Here is a 16968-nt window from a genome sequence, read left to right as displayed (position 1 = left end):
ACGCAGGCTACAGGCAACAAATCCGTTGTTACGCCGCGGGCTGACACAAACAGCCCGCGGCGCGGCAACAGCGGTCAAGTGGCCAAGCGGTCAGGCCTTCAGAATGGCAGCGCTCCACGGCGCCAGCATCAGCGAGCCGCCGTCGGGAACTGAGGCCTCGTCGGTGGAGAGCAGCAGCGTGCCGGCAGCGTCCTCGAGCTTGACCGATTGTTCGGAGAAGTTCAGTGCCACGTGCACGTCTCCGCGCCGGAACCGCAGCCAGCGGTCCTCTTCGCTGAACTCCACCGCGGTGTCCGTGAACCCGAGGCCTGCGAGTTCCGGGGTGGAACGGCGCAGCGCCGTCAGCGTCCGGTAGAGGTCCAGGAGCCGTGCGTGGTCACCCTCGGCGGCCTCGGCCCAGTTCAGTTTCGAACGGTTGAAGGTCTCCGGATCCTGGGGATCGGGCACGACGGCGGGATCCCACCCCATGCGCTCGAACTCCTTGATTCGTCCTTCCGCGGTCGCCTTGCCCAGCTCCGGCTCGGGGTGGGAGGTGAAGAACTGCCACGGCGTGGTGGCGCCGTATTCCTCCCCCATGAAGAGCATGGGCGTGAACGGGGACGTTAGCGTGAGGACGGCCGCCAGCGCCAACTGGCCGTAAGACAGCGACTGGGAGAGCCTGTCGCCGGTGGCGCGGTTGCCGATCTGGTCGTGGTTCTGGCTGCACACCACCAGGGCCGCGGGGTGCACCAGCCCGGTGTTGATGGGCCGGCCGTGGTGCCGGCCGCGGAAGCTGGAGTAGCTGCCGTCGTGGAAGAACCCGTCGCGCAGCACCTTGGCCAAGGCGCCCAGCGAATCGAAATCGCTATAGTACCCGTCCGTCTCGCCGCTGATGTTCACGTGGACGGCGTGGTGGAAGTCGTCGCTCCACTGGCCCTCCAGCCCGTACCCGTTGACGTCGCGGGGGTAGAGCAGGCGGGGGTTGTTGAGGTCCGACTCCGCGATCATGGTGATCGGCCGGCCGGTTTCCGCGGCAATCGTGTCGCCCAGGGCGCCGAACTCCTCGAGGAGGTGGACAGCGCGCTCGTCCTTGAAGGCGTGCACGGCGTCGATCCGCAGACCGTCAACGTGGTAGTCCCGGAGCCACATGGCAGCGTTGTCCAGGATGTAGCGGCGGACCTCGTCTGATCCGTTCCCGTCCAGGTTCACCGAGTCGCCCCAGGTGTTCCCTTCCCCTGACTTCAGGTAGGGCCCGAACTTCGGCAGATAGTTTCCGCTCGGACCGAGGTGGTTGTAGACGACGTCCTGGATGACCCCCAGGCCGGCGCCGTGGGCGGCGTCAACGAAGCGCTGGTACGCGGCAGGGCCGCCGTAGCCCTCATGGACGGCGTACCAGAGGACTCCGTCATAGCCCCAGTTATGGGTACCGTTGAAGCCGTTGACCGGGAGGAGTTCCACGAAGTCGACGCCGAGGTCCTTGAGGTAGCCCAGTTTTCCGGCTGCTGCCTCCAGGGTTCCTTCGGGCGTAAAGGTGCCGATGTGCAGTTCGTAGATGACAGCACCCTGAAGCTCCCGCCCGGCCCAGTCCCCGTCACCCCACTCATGGGCGGACGGGTCAAAGGTGCGGGACAGGGAGTGGACGCCTTCCGGCTGGCGGCGGGACCTGGGGTCCGGCAGCGGGGTGGTGTCCGTCCCGGGCAGGTAGCCGTAATCCACTTCTCCCCCGGCCGGGGCATCGGCTGCCGTCCACCAGCCCTCGCCGCGCTGGCTCATGGGGTATTCAGCGCCGTCTGCCAGCAAGGTGATGGCAGTGACCTCGGGGGCCCAGATGTCGAAGCGTCCGCTTCCGCTTGCGGGGTACGTCATCCGTGGTTCTCCGATCCGTGAGTGGGTACCAGCAAGGCAACCGGGTAGCTTGCCAGGATGTCCGCAACGTGCACCGGTCCGGGCCCGAAGCTGTTGCCGGTGAGTTCGTCCGTCATTGCCGCCGGCAATGCCACGGAAGTGTCCCGCCAGCCGCCGGACTGTTCCAGCCGGCGCGGCAGCCTGGTGGCCAGCGTCACGGCGCCGCCGGACTCACCGGCACCGCGGCTGAACGCCACGAGGTGCGCGGCCGCGGGACCGCTCGGCACGACTGCCGTGTAGCCGGTGAAGAGCTCGGGCCGGTCGCGCCGGAGCCTGAGCGCCCGCGAGGTCACCAGCAGTTTGGCGGCGTCGTCCTGGTACGACGCCGGACGCTCGCCGGAGTCGAGTTCGGCCAGCGCCTTCCGCCGCGCGGCAAAGTCGACAGTGCGGCGGTTGTCCGGATCGGTGAGGGAACGGTCCCAGAACTCGGTGCCCTGGTACACGTCCGGAACTCCCGGCATGGTCAGCTGCACGAGTTTCGCGGAGAGCGCGTTTGCCGCGCCGTAGGGTTGCAGGAGCGCCACGAAGGCCTCCAGTTCCGCCCGGACTTCCGGGTTGTCGAACGCGGCGTCGACGGCGGCAGCCAACTTCTGCTCGAACTCTTCGTTCGGGTCAAGCCAGTCGGTCGAATTGCCGGCCTCGCGGGCCGCCTTGGTGGCGTACTGCTGGAGCCGCTCACGGGACGCGGGCCACGCGCCGGCGATGGCCTGCCACAGAAGGCTGGCGAGCGGCCCGTCGGGCAGCGGAACCAGTTCCTGCAGCCTGGTCAGCACCTTGTCCCACTCCGCAACGAACTCGGAAATCACGGAGATCCGGGCCCGGGTGTCCTCGCTGCGTTTGGTGTCGTGCGTGCTCAGCGTGGTCATGGACAGCGGCAGTTCGGCTTCCCGCCGCGCCATCCGTTGGTGGAACTCCGCCGGGTCGAGGGCGAACTCGGTGGGATCGGCCCCCACTTCCGTCAGTGTGCCCAGCCGGGTGTAGCGGAAGAAGGCCGTGTCTTCCACGCCCTTGGCCATCACCATGCCGGAGGTCTGCTGGAACCGCTGTGCCAGCGCCGACCCGGCGTCCAGCAGCAGCGGCTGCAGCAGTTCAATGGCCGGAGCGAGGTCCCGCCGGTTCCGTGCGGCCAGGCTGCAAGCTTCCGTGAGGACTTCCTCGCCGTGCGGCAGGTAGGTCCGGTAGACGGGGAAGGAGGCGATGATCTCGGAGATGGCGTCGGCCGCGAGTTCAGCATCCAACGCCGTGCCGGCAAGCTCCGTCCCGGCCGGAACCAGCCTTCCCAGCCGAAGGATCTCGGAGTGCAGGATGCCGTCGGTGATCCGGCGTTTGGTTCCGCGGATCATTTCCTCATAGTCTGCGGGCTCTCCGCCGCGGAGCCTGCCGTCGAGCTGGTCCAGGGCCTTCTGCGCCGAGGCGTCGACGAAAAGTCGGTCCACGTCAGCCAGCGCGTCGTAGCCGGTGGTCCCTTCACACTCGAAGGACGCCGGTAGCTCCTCCCCCGGTTCCAGGATCTTCTCGATCAGCAGGTAGCTGCCGTCGGTCGCTTCGCGGAGCCGCCGGAGGTAGCCCTCCGGATCAGCCAGCCCGTCCGGGTGGTCGATCCGCAGCCCGTCCGCCAGCCCCTCGCGGAACCAGCGGAGCACTTCGGCATGGGCTTCGTCGAACACCCGGGGAACTTCCACCCGGACGCCGGCCAGCGTATTCACGGCGAAGAAGCGGCGGTAGTTGAGGTCCGTGTCCGCGCGTCGCCAGCCCACCAGTTCGTAGTTCTGGCGGGCATGGACGTCGCGGGGGTCATCGCCGTCGGCAAAGCTCCCCTCGGCCAGCGGGAACCGGTGGTCGTAGTAGCGGAGTTCGCCGTCGCGGATCTCCAGCTTGTCCAGGTCGTCGTCGGTCCCCAGCACAGGGAGCCGGACGCGTCCGTGGCCGAAGTCCCAGTCGACGTCGAACGCTTCGGCGTAAGGTGACTTCCGGCCTTCCTTGAGAAGTGACCACCACCAGGGGTTCTGGTACGGCGACGCGACTCCGACATGGTTAGGCACAATGTCCACGAGGACGCCCATGCCGGCGGCACGGGCAGCCCGGGACACCGCTTCCAGGCCCTCAGGGCCGCCGCGGTCGGCGTCCACCGTGGACGGGTCCGTGACGTCGTAGCCGTGGTCCGATCCCTTTTCCGCCGTCAGGATCGGGGACAGGTAGATCCAGTCCACGCCCAGCGACTTCAGGTAGGGCACCTCGGCGGCGGCGTCCTGGAGCGTGAAGGAGGGACGGATCTGCAGGCGGTACGTGGAGACCGGCGTCCTCATGAATCCTTGCCCTTCGACCTTGCCCTCGTTGACTGGGCGGGCTCGGCGATGGCCGGCGAGGTCAGCGCCGCTGTCTCGCTGGTGGCGGTCTGCGTTAGGGCCGCGAGCGATGCCGCCACGGAGTGGTCCGGCTCGGTTTCCGGAACGCTGTGGGCGCGGAGCACCACGAGGGACTTCGCGTCCACGGGGAGGACTCCGCCGGCTTCAACCGGTTCGGTGTCGGCGTTATGCCCTGCGGTGTCGATGATGATGTCCCAGGCGGGAGCATATTCGTCCGAGGGAAGCGTGAACTTGACCTCGTCGTCGTGCGCGTTGAAGTAGAGCACGAAGTTGACGTCGGTGATGCGGCGGCCGCGTTCGTCCCGGCCGCGGATGCCGTCGCCGTTGAGGAACATGCCCACCGAGCGGCCGAAGCCGCTGTCCCAGTCTTCCGGCTTCATCGTGGAGCCGTCCACGTCCAGCCATTCGATGTCCGGAAGCCGTTCACCCTCGCCACGCAGGACCGGCCTGCCGTCGAAGAAGCGGCTGCGCCGGAAAGTGGGGTGCTTGTGCCGTAGGGCATTGACGGCGGCGGTGAACTCCACCAGCGGCTGGTCCACGTTCTCCCAGTTGATCCAGGTCAGTTCGGAGTCCTGGCAGTAGCCGTTGTTGTTGCCCTGCTGCGTGCGGCCCATCTCGTCTCCGTGAAGCAGCATGGGCACGCCCTGCGAGAGCAGCAGCGAGGCGATGAAGTTGCGCTGCTGCCGGGCGCGGAGGCCCAGGACCTTGGGGTCGTCGGTGGGGCCTTCAGCGCCGCAGTTCCATGAACGGTTGTGCGATTCGCCGTCGTTGTTGCCTTCGCCGTTGGCGTCGTTGTGCTTCTCGTTGTAGGACACCAGGTCCTGCAGGGTGAAGCCGTCATGGGCGGTGACGAAGTTGATCGAGGCGACCGGACGGCGGCCGGAGTGCTCGTAGAGGTCGGCGGAGCCGGTGATCCTGGAGGCGAATTCGCCCAGGGTTGCCGGTTCTCCACGCCAGAAGTCGCGGACGGTGTCGCGGTATTTTCCGTTCCATTCCGTCCACTGCGGCGGGAAGTTGCCCACCTGGTAGCCGCCCGGGCCAACGTCCCACGGCTCGGCAATCAGCTTGACCTGGGACACTACCGGGTCCTGCTGGATGAGTTCGAAGAAGGTGGACAGCTTGTCCACGTCATAGAATTCGCGGGCCAGGGTGGAGGCGAGGTCGAACCGGAAGCCGTCCACGTGCATTTCGGTGACCCAGTAGCGCAGGGAGTCCATCAGGAGCTGCAGGGAGTGGGGGTGCCGGACGTTGAGCGAATTGCCGGTGCCCGTGTAGTCCATGTAGTGCTTCTCGTCGCCGTCCATGAGCCGGTAGTAGGCGGCGTTGTCGATGCCCTTGAAGGACAGGGTGGGGCCCAGGTGGTTGCCTTCGGCGGTGTGGTTGTACACGACGTCGAGGATCACTTCGATGCCCGCCTGGTGCAGGGAGCGGACCATGGCCTTGAAGTCCTGGACCTGCTGGCCGGTATCACCGGTGGAGCTGTAGGTGTTGTGCGGGGCAAAGAAGCCGATGGTGTTGTAACCCCAGTAATTGCTCAGGCCCTTGTCCTGCAGGATGCCGTCGTTGACGAACTGGTGCACCGGCATGAGTTCGATCGCGGTGACGCCCAGCTTCTGCAGGTGGGAGATGACCGAGGGGTGCGCAACGCCGGCATAGGTGCCGCGCTGGTCCTCGGGAACTTCGGGGTGCAGCTGCGTCAGGCCCTTGACGTGGGCCTCGTAGATGACGGACTTGTGGTACGGAATCCTGGGGTTGTGGTCGCCGTCCCAGTCGAAGAACGGGTTGATCACCACACCCATCATCATGTGCGGGGCGGAATCTGCGTCGTTGCGGGAATCGGGATCGCCCATGTTGTAGGAGAACAGCGCGGGGTCCCAGTCGATCTGGCCGTGCACGGCCTTGGCATAGGGATCCAGGAGCAGCTTGTTCGGGTTGAACCTGTTCCCGGAGTCGGGATCGTAGGCGCCGTGGACGCGGTATCCGTACTTCTGGCCGGGCTGGATGTGGGGCAGGTAGCAGTGCCACACATAGCCGTCTACTTCGAGGAGCTCGATGCGGGTTTCAACACCCTCGTCGTCGAAAAGGCACAGTTCCACCTTGTCCGCCCTTTCGCTGAACAGCGCAAAGTTCGTGCCAGTGCCGTTAAAGGTGGCTCCCAGCGGGTATGCCGATCCGGGCCAGACTTCCATGTGTACTCCTCGTGCGTAACGAATAAATCTCTAGACAGACTACTAGTAAGCAGGTTTAGTAATTGTTTGTTGCCGCGGTTTGCGCAGAATGATTACGAGGTGCGCATCACCTCGGGCAGGAATTGGGCGATCGCGCCGGCGGTCACCGGACCGCCGGCTGAGGCAAGCGTCCCGGCACGGCCGTGCAGGCTTGCCGCCATGGCACCGATGGCCGCCCAACGCTGGTCCGCGGAGATTCCGCAGGCCGCAAATCTTTCTTCGTCGTCCGAGTGCTGGGCCAGCAGGGACCCGAGCACCCCGGCCAGCACGTCACCGCTGCCGGCAGTGGCCATCCACGGCGTGGCTTCAGCCTGGCTGAAGACCGGGCCGTACGGCGCGGCCACCAACGTGGTGGCGCCCTTGAGCAGGACTGTGGCGCCGGTCCTTTCAGCCGCCTGGCGCACGGCGTCGAGGGTGGCACCGTCAACTCCCTGCCGCCCCAGGTCGATCCCGTAGCGCTGCAGGACGCGCGCCAGCTCCCCGCCGTGCGGTGTCAGCACCACATGGGGAGGCAGCGCATCCGGGAGGGCCGGCAGCGCACCGGCGTCGGCGGCCACGGGCAGCCCCGTCTCCACGGCGTCACGCACCCGCTGCAGCTGTTGGTCGTCACCGTCAGCGATCCCCGAACCGACCAGCCACGCCTGGACGTGCGCGTCAGCCACGTTGTCCGGTCCGCACACCACTTCCGGGCAGGCCTGGCGCACCAGCCGGGTCGGCTCGGGCGGACCGAGGTACCGGACCATCCCGGTGCCCGCTGCGAGGGCACCGCGGCAGGCGAGGACTGCAGCACCCGGATATTGTTGCGATCCCGCCACGACGCCGAGGACGCCCCGGGTGTATTTGTGGGAGCGTCGCGTCGGCGGGGGCAGCAGCCTGGCAAGGTCGGCCGCTTCCAGGCGCCGCAGCACCGGCGACGGCAGTTCGGTTTCCATGCCGATGGGGATGACCAGCACGCGCCCGGCATTGTCGGCACCGGGATCGGCAAGCAGGCCGGCCTTCGCCCCCCCGAACGTCACGGTGAGGTCGGCCGGCAGGACCGGGTCATAGGCCTCGCCGGTGTCGGCGTTCACGCCGCTGGGAATGTCGCACGCCACCACGAAGCCGTGGGCGGCGGCGCGCAGCTTCCCGACGAGGGAGGCCGCTGCGCCGCGGAGCCCGCCCTGGGCTCCGGTCCCCAGCACCGCGTCGATCACGACGTCGGCACTGGCGGCAGCCGCTGCAAGCTCGCCCGAGTTGTGGTCGGTAAGGGTCCGGGTGCGCCCGCCGGCCCGTTCAAAGGCAGCCAGACCGTCAGCGTGGGCCTCCCCGGCGGTGAGCACCGCCGTCGTACGCATTCCGCGGGCGGCCAGGAAGGCGGCGGCGAAGAGCCCGTCTCCCCCGTTGTTGCCCTTCCCGGCAAGAACCGCCACACTGGCGCCGTAGGGTCGGATTCCCCGGTCGACGAGTTCACGGACAACAGCGTTGGCAAGCCCGTAGGCAGCCCGCTGCATGAGGACAGCGCCCGCGTCAGGACTCAGGCTTGCCTGAAAAAAACGCTGTTCGGCCTCGCGAATCTGGGTGCCGGTGTAGGCGCTGATCATTGGTTCAGTCCAATCGGTGCTGGGTCCGCTGCTGGCCGTCAGGTGGGGAGTGCGCGCTTACCCTTCAGCGATGACGGTCGCCGTGGCGATTCCGCCGTCATGGCTCATCGACAAGTGCCAGCGTTTGACGCCCTTGGACTCGGCGACAGCCAGCACGGTGCCCTTGACCTGGATCGTGGGGCCGTTCTGGTCCAGGCCGATCCAGCAGTCCTGCCAGTTCATGCCGGCGGGAGCGCCCAGGACCTTGGCCACGGCTTCCTTGGCCGCAAAGCGCGCGGCCAGGGAGCGCGTGTTCAGCTCGCGCTCGGCAGGGACGAACAGCCTGTCCCTAAGCCCGGGGGTCCGTTCCAGCTGCCTGCCGAACCGTTCAATGTCTACGACGTCTACGCCAATGCCAACAATCATGCGGCTTATTCTACGGTCACGCTCTTGGCCAGGTTGCGTGGCTGGTCCACGTCGTATCCCTTGGCGGTGGCAAGTTCGAGGGCGAAGATCTGCAGCGGCACGGTGGCCAGCAGGGGCGCCAGGAGGGTGGGCGTTTCGGGGATGTAGAAGACGTGCTCGGCGTACGCCTTGACGGCTTCGTCCCCCTCTTCGGCGATCACGATGGTCTTCGCGCCGCGGGCCCGGACCTCCTGGATGTTGGAGACCACCTTGGCGTGCAGCGAGTTCCGGCCGCGCGGGGAGGGGACCACCACGAACACGGGCTGGCCTTCCTCGATCAGCGCGATCGGGCCGTGCTTCAGCTCACCGGCGGCGAAGCCTTCGGCGTGGATGTAGGCCAGCTCCTTGAGCTTGAGCGCGCCTTCCATGGCAACCGGGAACCCGACGTGGCGGCCCAGGAACAGCACCGATTTCGCGCCGGCCATGGAGCGCGCGAGTTCCTTGATCTCGTCCGCATGGTCCAGGATCTGCTGGATCTTGGCCGGGATCTTGCCGAGGTCGGCCAGGATGTCCTTGATCTCGCCCTGGAACTTGTTGCCGCGCAGCTGTGCCAAATAAAGGCCCAGCAGGTAGGCTGCGGCGATCTGCGCCAGGAACGCCTTGGTGGAGGCCACGGCGATCTCCGGACCGGCGTGCGTGTAGAGCACGGCGTCCGATTCGCGCGGGATGGTGGAGCCGTTGGTGTTGCAGATGGAGAGGGTCTTGGCGCCCTGTTCCTTGGCGTACCGGACGGCCATCAGGGTGTCCATGGTCTCGCCGGACTGGGAGATAGACACCACCAGGGTGTTCTCGTCCACGATCGGGTCGCGGTAGCGGAACTCGTGGGAGAGCTCCACCTCGGTGGCGATCCGGCACCAGTGCTCGATGGCGTACTTGGCCACCTGCCCGGCGTACGCGGATGTGCCGCAGGCGAGGACGATGATTTTGGTGATGTTCTTCAGGTGCTCGGGGTCGATGCGCATTTCATCGAGCGTGAGCTTGCCGTCCAGGTCATAGCGGCCCAGCAGGGTCTTGGCCACGGCGTCCGGCTGGTCATGGATTTCCTTCTCCATGAAGGACGGGTAACCGCCCTTCTCCGCCGACGCCGGATCCCAGTCCACGTGGTACTCCTTGCCGTGGGCAGGGGCGCCGAAGAAGTCGGTGATCGCCACGGTGTCCGCGGTGATGGTCACGATTTGATCCTGGCCCAGCTCCACGGCCCGGCGCGTGTAGTCGATAAAGCCGGAGACGTCAGAGCCGAGGAAGTTCTCCCCGTCGCCCAGCCCCACCACGAGCGGGGAGTTGCGGCGCGCGGCGACAACGACGTCGGGCTGGTCCGCGTGCACGGCCAGCAGCGTGAACGCGCCTTCGAGGCGCTGGCAGGCAAGCTGCATGGCCTTGGTCAGGCCGCCGTTGGAGGCGTCGCCGTTGAGCTGGTTCCGGAAGATGTCGCCCAGAAGCGCGGCAGCCACCTCGGTGTCCGTCTCGGAGGTGAACACGGTGCCCTTTTCGAGCAGTTCGAGCTTGAGCTCGGCAAAATTTTCAATGATGCCGTTGTGGATCAGTGCCAGCTTGCCGCCGTCGGAGAGGTGCGGGTGCGCATTCAGGTCCGTGGGTCCGCCGTGGGTGGCCCAGCGGGTGTGCCCGATTCCGGTGACGGCGTCAGGCAGCGGGGACTCGTCCAGTTCAGCGAGCAGGTTGCTCAGCTTTCCGGACTTCTTTCGGGAAGAAATGGTTCCGTCCGCCACCACGGCAACGCCTGCGGAGTCATACCCCCGGTATTCCAGGCGGCGAAGTCCCTCCAGGACAACGTCCAACGCGCTGTGGCCAACATTTACCCGGCCTGACGAATGACCTACGTATCCTACGATTCCGCACATAGAGCCAAGCTTATATGGCGGAGCGGTCCGCCGACGTAGTTGCAGCCGCCGCGCGGCTGCCGCCGGGCCCCGTTACAGCGGATGCGACGGCCTCCATTTCGCTCTCAGCGTCGCGGAGGGCAGAATCTCTAACGTGACTTTGCAACGCAACGAAGCGAATGGAGAGGGTGTCTCCCCGTTCGTGGAGCTGGACAGGCAGACCTGGTCCCGGCTCGCAGCCCAGATGGAACAGCCTCTGAATGAAGAGGACGTGGTCCGTCTCAGAGGGCTCGGCGATCCGCTGGACATGAAGGAAGTCCGCGAAGTCTACTTGCCGCTCTCACGGCTGCTTCACCTCTATGTGGAGGCCGCGGGCCAGCTGCACGCAGCCACCACCACCTTCCTCGGCGAACAGACGCAGCGCACACCCTTCGTGATCGGTGTGGCCGGTTCCGTGGCCGTTGGCAAGTCCACCATCGCCCGCGTGCTCCGCGAGATGCTCCGCCGCTGGCCCGGTACGCCCAATGTGGAGCTCATCACCACCGACGGTTTCCTGTACCCCCTGGCCGAACTGAAGCGCCGGCACCTCCTGGAGCGCAAGGGCTTTCCGGAGTCCTATGACCGCCGCGCGCTCCTTCGCTTTGTGAGTGAGATCAAGGGCGGCGCTGAAGAGGTGCGGGCGCCCTGGTACTCCCACGTCACGTATGACATCGTGCCGGGCAAGGAAGTGGTGGTCCGCCGGCCCGACGTGCTGATCGTGGAGGGGCTGAACGTGCTGGCTCCCGCCCGCCCCCGTCACGACGGGAAGCAGGGGCTGGCCCTGAGCGACTTCTTTGACTTCTCCATCTATGTGGACGCCAAGACGTCCTACATCGAGGAATGGTACGTGGACCGGTTCCGCAAGCTGCGTACAACCGCCTTCGCCCAGCCGGAATCCTACTTCCACCGCTATGCCACGCTGTCCGATGAGGAAGCCGAAAGCACCGCCCGCGATATCTGGAAGCGCATCAACGAGCCCAACCTCGAGGAAAACGTGCTCCCCACGCGGGGCCGGGCGCAACTGGTGCTCACCAAAGAGGCAGACCACTCGATCCGCCGCATGCTGCTGCGGAAGGTCTAGCACGCGTGTGCCAAAACTGTGCCGCCAAGGCCGCCGCCACGGCGCCGAGCAGGCGGTCTGTCGCCAGGTTCCTGGCCGCCGGCGCAGGGCTGACCGCCTTGGCAGCCTGCACGCCCGACGCCGGAACCCGTCCGCCGTCGTCGTCCTCCCCCGCCGCAACCAGCGCCTCCGCCTCGCAGGCGGCAACGCCGTCCACCACAGCGCCAGCGACGTCCACCGCTGCCGGTGAACCGAGTGCGGTGGCGACGCCGACTCCCACTTCCGCGCCGACACCCGCCTCGCCCGCGGCCGGCCTGCCCCAACAGCATTCGCTGACCGATCCGGCCAGCCCGTGGCTGGTAGTCAACAAGCACCGTCCGCTCTCCCCCGCCGACTACGTTCCGGCGGACCGGGTGCAGCCGAACGTCGCGCTGGCAGTTTCGGGCGAAGCTGCCCAGCTGAACGGCACGACGGCGGCGGCCGCGGAGCAGATGTTCGCCGCGGCAGCGCGGGACGGCGTCACCATGACCCTGGCGAGCGGCTACCGCTCCTACGCCACGCAAGTGGCGACGTACAACGGCTACGTAGCGTCCCGCGGGCAGGCAGAAGCGGATACCGCCTCGGCCAGGCCGGGCTTCTCGGAGCACCAGACCGGCTGGGCCTTTGACATCGGCGACGGCGGCGGAGCGTGCAGCTTCCAGCCGTGTTTCGCCGACCAGCCGGCTGCAGTGTGGGCCAAGGCCAACGGGCACCGCTTCGGTTTCGTGGTGCGGTACCCATGGATGTTCCACGAGATCACGGGTTACTACTACGAGTCCTGGCACCTGCGCTTCATCGGCGTGGAGGCGGCAACGGACATGTCCGCCAAGGGCATTGCGACGCTGGAGCAGTACTTCGGACTGGAAGCGGCACCGGGGTATTTGTAGGGCTGCGCCTCCATCCCGCTGACCGGCGACACACCTCCGGGAAATTACTTTGTTGTCACGCCGTGTTCACAAGCCGGCGCTAGTCTGGGTCGCATGTTGACCGGATTCAAGAATTTCATTATGAAGGGCAACGTCGTAGACCTTGCCGTCGCCGTCGTCATGGGTGCGGCGTTCGGCGCCGTCGTGACCTCAATCGTTGAAGGCCTGCTGACCCCGCTGATCGGCCGCCTGTTCAATGCCAAGGGCATTGAAGAGATGCAGTGGGAGGGGTTCATGTATGGCTCCGTCATCTCCTCCATCATTTCGTTCCTGCTGGTGGGCGCTTCCATCTACTTCGTGGTCGTCCTGCCGATGAACCACATGATCGAACGCCGCAACCGCCGGCTAGGAATTGGCACCGAGGTCAAGGAAGAGGCGGCCGAGGACCCGCAGATCGCGCTCCTCACCGAAATCCGCGACTCACTCCGGAGCGGCAGCCCCCGGGCGTAGTTCGTCAGCACAACGAAAAAGTGGTCCGCCTCCGGATGGGGGCGGACCACTTCTTTGTTAGTGAGGCTTGGCTCAGACCGCAGGCGCGACCGCCAGTCGTTCCTCCACCACGCCGGCGAGGTGCTTGCAGATGCGTTCGGCGGTGGGCATGTCCGCCGCCTCTACCATCACGCGGACCAGGGCTTCGGTTCCGGACGGGCGCAGGAGCACACGGCCGGACTCGCCGAGTTCCGCGGACGCTTCAGCCACGGCGGCCAGGACACCCTCGTCGGTGCCGGCCCGCGCCTTGTCCACGTTCTTGACGTTGATCATGAGCTGGGGAAGCTTGGTCATCACCGTGGCGAGTTCTTTCAAGGACTTGCCGGTGAGGGCCACTTGGGCGGCCAGCTGCAGTCCGGTCAGGAGGCCGTCGCCCGTGGTGGCGTGGTCTGCGAAGATCACGTGGCCGGACTGTTCGCCGCCGAGGTTATAGCCGCCGTCGCGCATTTCCTCGAGAACGTAGCGGTCCCCCACTGCCGTCTCTCGGATACTGATCCCGGCGCTGCGGAGGGCGATCTTCAGGCCGAGGTTGCTCATGACGGTGGCCACCAGGACGTTGTCCTTGAGCTTGCCGGACTCCTTCAGCGCCAGGGCGAGGATGGCCATGATCTGGTCACCGTCCACCTCGTTGCCCTCATGGTCGATGGCAAGGCACCGGTCGGCGTCGCCGTCGTGGGCAATGCCCAGGTCGGCGCCGTGCTCCACTACCGCCCGTTGGAGTGCCCCGAGGTGGGTCGAGCCCACGCCGTCGTTGATGTTCAGGCCGTCGGGTTCAGCGCCGATGACCACGATCTCGGCGCCGGCGTCGTTGAAGAGCTGCGGTGAACAGCCGCTGGCCGCACCGTGGGCGCAGTCCAGAACGATCTTCAACCCGTCGAGGCGGTGCGGCAGGGTCCCGAGCAAGTGGACGATGTAGCGGTCCTCGGCATCGGAGAAGGTCTGGATGCGGCCTACCTCGCTGCCTGTGGGCCTGACGGGATCCTTACCCATCTGCGCCTCGATGGCATCTTCCACCTCGTCAGGGAGCTTCTGGCCGCCCTTGGCGAAGAATTTGATGCCGTTGTCCGGGGCAGGGTTGTGGGAGGCGGAGATCATGACGCCAAAATCGGCGTTAAGGTCGGCCACCAGGTACGCGGCGGCGGGAGTCGGAAGGACGCCGGCGTCGTAAACGTCGATGCCGGAACTGGACAGTCCCGCCGAGACGGCTGCCGAGATGAACTCGCCACTGGCACGCGGATCGCGGGCCACCACGGCGCGCGGCCGGGAGCCGTTGGTGCTGCGGTCGTGGCCGAGGACGACGGCGGCCGCTTGCGCCAACTGCATCGCCAGCTCTGCTGTGAGCAGGCCGTTAGCCAGGCCCCGGACACCATCTGTTCCAAATAATCTAGACATCGGGTCAAGTTTAGACGATGGACCCGCGGGGGCTGTCTTTGGCTCGCACCGGGGCATTGGTTCACACCGCTGCGAGGCTGGCTTCACGTCCCCTGCCGAAACAGCACTTAACGGCCGAAGCCCGCCCCGCCGAATGGCGGGACGGGCTTCGGTAAGCGCCACAGGCGCTTGCAAGCGGATTTAGCGCTTGGAGTACTGCTGAGCCTTGCGGGCCTTCTTAAGACCGGCCTTCTTACGCTCGATGACGCGTGCGTCACGGGTGAGGTAGCCGGCCTTCTTCAGCGTGGCGCGGTTGTTCTCGACGTCGATCTCGTTCAGTGAACGGGCGATGCCGAGACGCAGTGCACCGGCCTGGCCGGAAGGGCCACCGCCGTGGATGCGGGCAATGACGTCGTAGGCGCCGTCAAGATCGAGGATCTTGAAGGGCTCGTTGACGTCCTGCTGGTGCAGCTTGTTCGGGAAGTAGTTCGCCAGCTCGCGGCCGTTGATGATCCACTTGCCGGAGCCCGGCACAACGCGAACGCGTGCAACGGCTTCCTTGCGGCGGCCAACAGCTGCGCCGGCAACGGTCAGTGCCGGGCGCTCCTTCTTCGGCGCAGCAGCTTCAGCAGCTCCGCTTTCCGAGGTGTAGCTGGTCAGGGTTTCCTCTGCCTCAACGGCTTCGGTGGTCTCTTCGTTCTGAGCCACGGTTCTCCTTGTATAGATAAGTTGTTTGGTGGCCAGGACTACTGGGCGACCTGGGAAATTTCGAAAGTCTTGGGCTGCTGGGCGGCGTGCGGGTGCTCTGCACCGCGGTAAACCTTCAGCTTGCCCAGCTGCTGTGCAGCGAGGGAGTTCTTCGGGAGCATGCCCTTGATGGCCTTCTCCACGGCGCGAACCGGGTTGGATTCCAGCAGCTCCGCGTAGTTGACGGAGGTCAGACCGCCCGGGTAGCCGGAGTGGCGGTAAGCGCGCTTCTGCTCGAGCTTGGCGCCGGTCAGGGCAACCTTCTCAGCGTTGATGATGATGACGAAGTCGCCCATGTCCATGTGGGGAGCAAAGGTGGCCTTGTGCTTGCCGCGCAGCAGGATTGCGGTCTGGCTGGCGAGACGACCAAGGACAACGTCGGTGGCGTCAATGACGTGCCACTGGCGGTTGATATCGCCGGGCTTCGGGGTGTACGTACGCACGGTGTTTGCCTCGTTCTTGTTCTGGCGTTCTTGTTTAGGTGTCACGTAAGCGTGTGCACCTACTATCTATGCGCTACCGGAACAGAGGTGAGGGCTCTATGAATCCAGTGGTCCAGAAGTCTCGAATGTGCCCGAGGAGTAGTTATCCTGCAACCGGATTCTCAGCGGGCACGCATCATCGAGAAAGGACACGCACAACGACTATCAAGAATAGCGGGTACAGAGGCCGCTGGTCAAAATAGGCTCTAGGTAGCCAGCCTGCGCCGGTCCCGATGCGACGCGGCCCCATTCGTCCCAGGAGTCTCAGTGTCTTTGTTTACTGATGCCGGAGCCACCCAGCCCCTGTTCGTCCTGGCGGCGGGCGTCCTTGGCATAGTGCTGGGGCTAGTAGCAGAGCAGGTCATCGCTTGGACTCTCCCCCGGTTGGGGAGCCGTCCGGCTGTTTGGGTAAGAATCACGACGGCGGCACTCACCGGGGCGCTTTCGGCCCTGCTTGCGTCGCGTTTTGGTATTTCCTGGGATTTGCCGGCGTATATCGTCTTGGCTGTCCTGGGCGTGCAGCTCTCCCGCATTGATATTGCACAGAAATTGCTACCCAACAGAATCGTTTTGTTCCTGCTGCTGGCCGGCACTACGTTGCTCTGTATCGCCGCAGCGGCCGCCCCAGAGTGGGGCGCCCTCCTTCGTGCCGTGGTTTCGGCCGCGATCCTGTTCGTTGTCTACCTGATTCTGGCGATTATTTCGCCAAACGGCATCGGAATGGGCGATGTAAAGCTGGCAGCGCCACTGGGACTGTACTTGGGCTACTTGGGCTGGACCCAGCTCTTCTATGGCGGCACCCTGGGATTCGTTGTGGGCGGCTTTGCCACGTTCGTCCTGATGCGCCTCAAAACCAAGGGAACGCTAAGCGAGGTGGCCTACGGACCCTCGATGCTGGCCGCCTGCCTCGGCGTCATTTTGTCGCTTCCGTAACAGGAGCCTCGACGTCAACAGGGCACCCAAAGGTAACCCGCAACCACACCCTTCTAAGTATCTCCCAAGGGTGTCTTCCAGAAACATGAGTACTCGGCCGTGAGCACTAAGTAGCATCCCGCTCACCCCTCACAAAAGTCGAGTACAGGTACGCATTGTCGCGGAATAATTCGCCATGCCAATGTTGTCCCAACGGAACTCCGGACTCTTAGCAAATAAGGGGGGCGCTGGGATTCCGTAACCGAATTCAAAACTCTGGAAAAGGAAAATTCAAATGACTTCTCTCATGGTCTCAATGATCGCTTTTGTCGCCGGCGTAAAAGATCGCCTTTCTTCCGAAAAGGGCGCGACGGCAACTGAGTATTCGCTGCTCATCGCATTCATCGCTTTTCTCATCATCGCCGGCGTAACAGCCTTCGGCGGCGCACTCAACACCTGGTTCTCCGATCTCGGCACGACCGTTAGCACCTGGAAGATCAAGCCGTAGGTAAACTCGTCGACTTGCAGCCAACTGAGAGTCCGTTTGGCTGCAACCTACGTAG

The 16968-nt window shown here is 65.5% G+C and carries 14 protein-coding genes; 5 read left to right on the top strand and 9 right to left on the bottom strand.

All coding sequences use genetic code 11. From position 1 onward, the window contains the following. Positions 1-90 precede the first annotated feature (90 nt). The 6 genes from treZ to glmS all read right to left on the bottom strand — a co-directional run bounded on the left by treZ (position 91) and on the right by glmS (position 10361). Positions 91-1845, bottom strand: a complete 1755-nt coding sequence (gene treZ, locus ACFVWT_RS02875; protein WP_390245031.1) for a malto-oligosyltrehalose trehalohydrolase — start codon at positions 1843-1845, stop codon at positions 91-93. After that, positions 1842-4190: a malto-oligosyltrehalose synthase gene (gene treY, locus ACFVWT_RS02870; protein ID WP_390245029.1), complete on the bottom strand. Its 2349-nt coding sequence runs from the start codon at positions 4188-4190 to the stop codon at positions 1842-1844. Before treY ends, treZ begins: the two co-directional genes overlap by 4 nt. Continuing rightward, complete coding sequence (gene glgX, locus ACFVWT_RS02865; protein WP_390245027.1) at positions 4187-6439, bottom strand: glycogen debranching protein GlgX; 2253 nt, start codon at positions 6437-6439, stop codon at positions 4187-4189. Before glgX ends, treY begins: the two co-directional genes overlap by 4 nt. Positions 6440-6531: 92 nt before the next feature. After that, entirely contained in the window at positions 6532-8058 is a 1527-nt protein-coding gene (locus tag ACFVWT_RS02860; RefSeq protein ID WP_390245025.1) for an NAD(P)H-hydrate epimerase, read from the bottom strand. A 57-nt stretch (positions 8059-8115) separates the two neighbouring features. Next, positions 8116-8463 (bottom strand): holo-ACP synthase, encoded by a 348-nt coding sequence (locus tag ACFVWT_RS02855; protein WP_390245023.1) that lies wholly within the window; start codon positions 8461-8463, stop codon positions 8116-8118. Positions 8464-8468: 5 nt separating this feature from the next. After that, positions 8469-10361 carry a glutamine--fructose-6-phosphate transaminase (isomerizing) gene (gene glmS, locus ACFVWT_RS02850; protein ID WP_390245021.1) on the bottom strand — a complete coding sequence of 631 codons (1893 nt, stop codon included), beginning with the start codon at positions 10359-10361 and terminating at the stop codon, positions 8469-8471. 124 nt (positions 10362-10485) lie between these two features. Here glmS and coaA point away from each other — a divergent pair, with 124 nt between their 5' ends. The 3 genes from coaA (at position 10486) to mscL (ending at position 12854) form a co-directional block, all read left to right on the top strand. Next, positions 10486-11460 carry a type I pantothenate kinase gene (coaA, locus tag ACFVWT_RS02845; RefSeq protein ID WP_197024893.1) on the top strand — a complete coding sequence of 325 codons (975 nt, stop codon included), beginning with the start codon at positions 10486-10488 and terminating at the stop codon, positions 11458-11460. A 5-nt stretch (positions 11461-11465) separates the two neighbouring features. Next, complete coding sequence (locus tag ACFVWT_RS02840) at positions 11466-12365, top strand: D-alanyl-D-alanine carboxypeptidase family protein (protein WP_390245019.1); 900 nt, start codon at positions 11466-11468, stop codon at positions 12363-12365. A gap of 93 nt (positions 12366-12458) precedes the next feature. Continuing rightward, positions 12459-12854: a large conductance mechanosensitive channel protein MscL gene (gene mscL / locus ACFVWT_RS02835; RefSeq protein WP_390245017.1), complete on the top strand. Its 396-nt coding sequence runs from the start codon at positions 12459-12461 to the stop codon at positions 12852-12854. 72 nt (positions 12855-12926) lie between these two features. Here mscL and glmM read toward each other — a convergent pair whose 3' ends face one another. The 3 genes from glmM to rplM form a co-directional block, all read right to left on the bottom strand. Next, positions 12927-14285: a phosphoglucosamine mutase gene (gene glmM / locus ACFVWT_RS02830; RefSeq protein ID WP_390245015.1), complete on the bottom strand. Its 1359-nt coding sequence runs from the start codon at positions 14283-14285 to the stop codon at positions 12927-12929. Between the two features lie 180 nt (positions 14286-14465). Then, positions 14466-14972, bottom strand: coding sequence for a 30S ribosomal protein S9 (gene rpsI / locus ACFVWT_RS02825; protein WP_043482963.1), 507 nt, complete (start codon positions 14970-14972; stop codon positions 14466-14468). 38 nt (positions 14973-15010) lie between these two features. Beyond that, the gene (rplM, locus tag ACFVWT_RS02820) at positions 15011-15454 is read right to left on the bottom strand and encodes a 50S ribosomal protein L13 (protein WP_011692756.1); all 444 of its coding nucleotides are present in this window, start codon (positions 15452-15454) and stop codon (positions 15011-15013) included. 306 nt (positions 15455-15760) lie between these two features. On the opposite strand from rplM, the gene ACFVWT_RS02815 reads away from it, so the two are divergent. Further along, positions 15761-16426: a prepilin peptidase gene (locus tag ACFVWT_RS02815; protein ID WP_390245012.1), complete on the top strand. Its 666-nt coding sequence runs from the start codon at positions 15761-15763 to the stop codon at positions 16424-16426. 274 nt (positions 16427-16700) lie between these two features. Continuing rightward, positions 16701-16913: a Flp family type IVb pilin gene (locus tag ACFVWT_RS02810; RefSeq protein ID WP_390245011.1), complete on the top strand. Its 213-nt coding sequence runs from the start codon at positions 16701-16703 to the stop codon at positions 16911-16913. Positions 16914-16968 lie beyond the last annotated feature (55 nt).

Source organism: Arthrobacter sp. NPDC058288, assembly GCF_042880995.1.
GTDB lineage: Bacteria > Actinomycetota > Actinomycetes > Actinomycetales > Micrococcaceae > Arthrobacter.
This window is presented reverse-complemented; position numbering and strand designations above follow the sequence as displayed.

Coding starts and splice junctions, on each gene's coding strand:
- treY (WP_390245029.1), bottom strand. CDS start 4,190: ATGAGGACGCCGGTCTCCACGTACCGCCTGCAGATCCGTCCCTCCTTC.
- treZ (WP_390245031.1), bottom strand. CDS start 1,845: ATGACGTACCCCGCAAGCGGAAGCGGACGCTTCGACATCTGGGCCCCC.
- mscL (WP_390245017.1), top strand. CDS start 12,459: ATGTTGACCGGATTCAAGAATTTCATTATGAAGGGCAACGTCGTAGAC.
- ACFVWT_RS02860 (WP_390245025.1), bottom strand. CDS start 8,058: ATGATCAGCGCCTACACCGGCACCCAGATTCGCGAGGCCGAACAGCGT.
- ACFVWT_RS02810 (WP_390245011.1), top strand. CDS start 16,701: ATGACTTCTCTCATGGTCTCAATGATCGCTTTTGTCGCCGGCGTAAAA.
- glgX (WP_390245027.1), bottom strand. CDS start 6,439: ATGGAAGTCTGGCCCGGATCGGCATACCCGCTGGGAGCCACCTTTAAC.
- glmS (WP_390245021.1), bottom strand. CDS start 10,361: ATGTGCGGAATCGTAGGATACGTAGGTCATTCGTCAGGCCGGGTAAAT.
- glmM (WP_390245015.1), bottom strand. CDS start 14,285: ATGTCTAGATTATTTGGAACAGATGGTGTCCGGGGCCTGGCTAACGGC.
- ACFVWT_RS02855 (WP_390245023.1), bottom strand. CDS start 8,463: ATGATTGTTGGCATTGGCGTAGACGTCGTAGACATTGAACGGTTCGGC.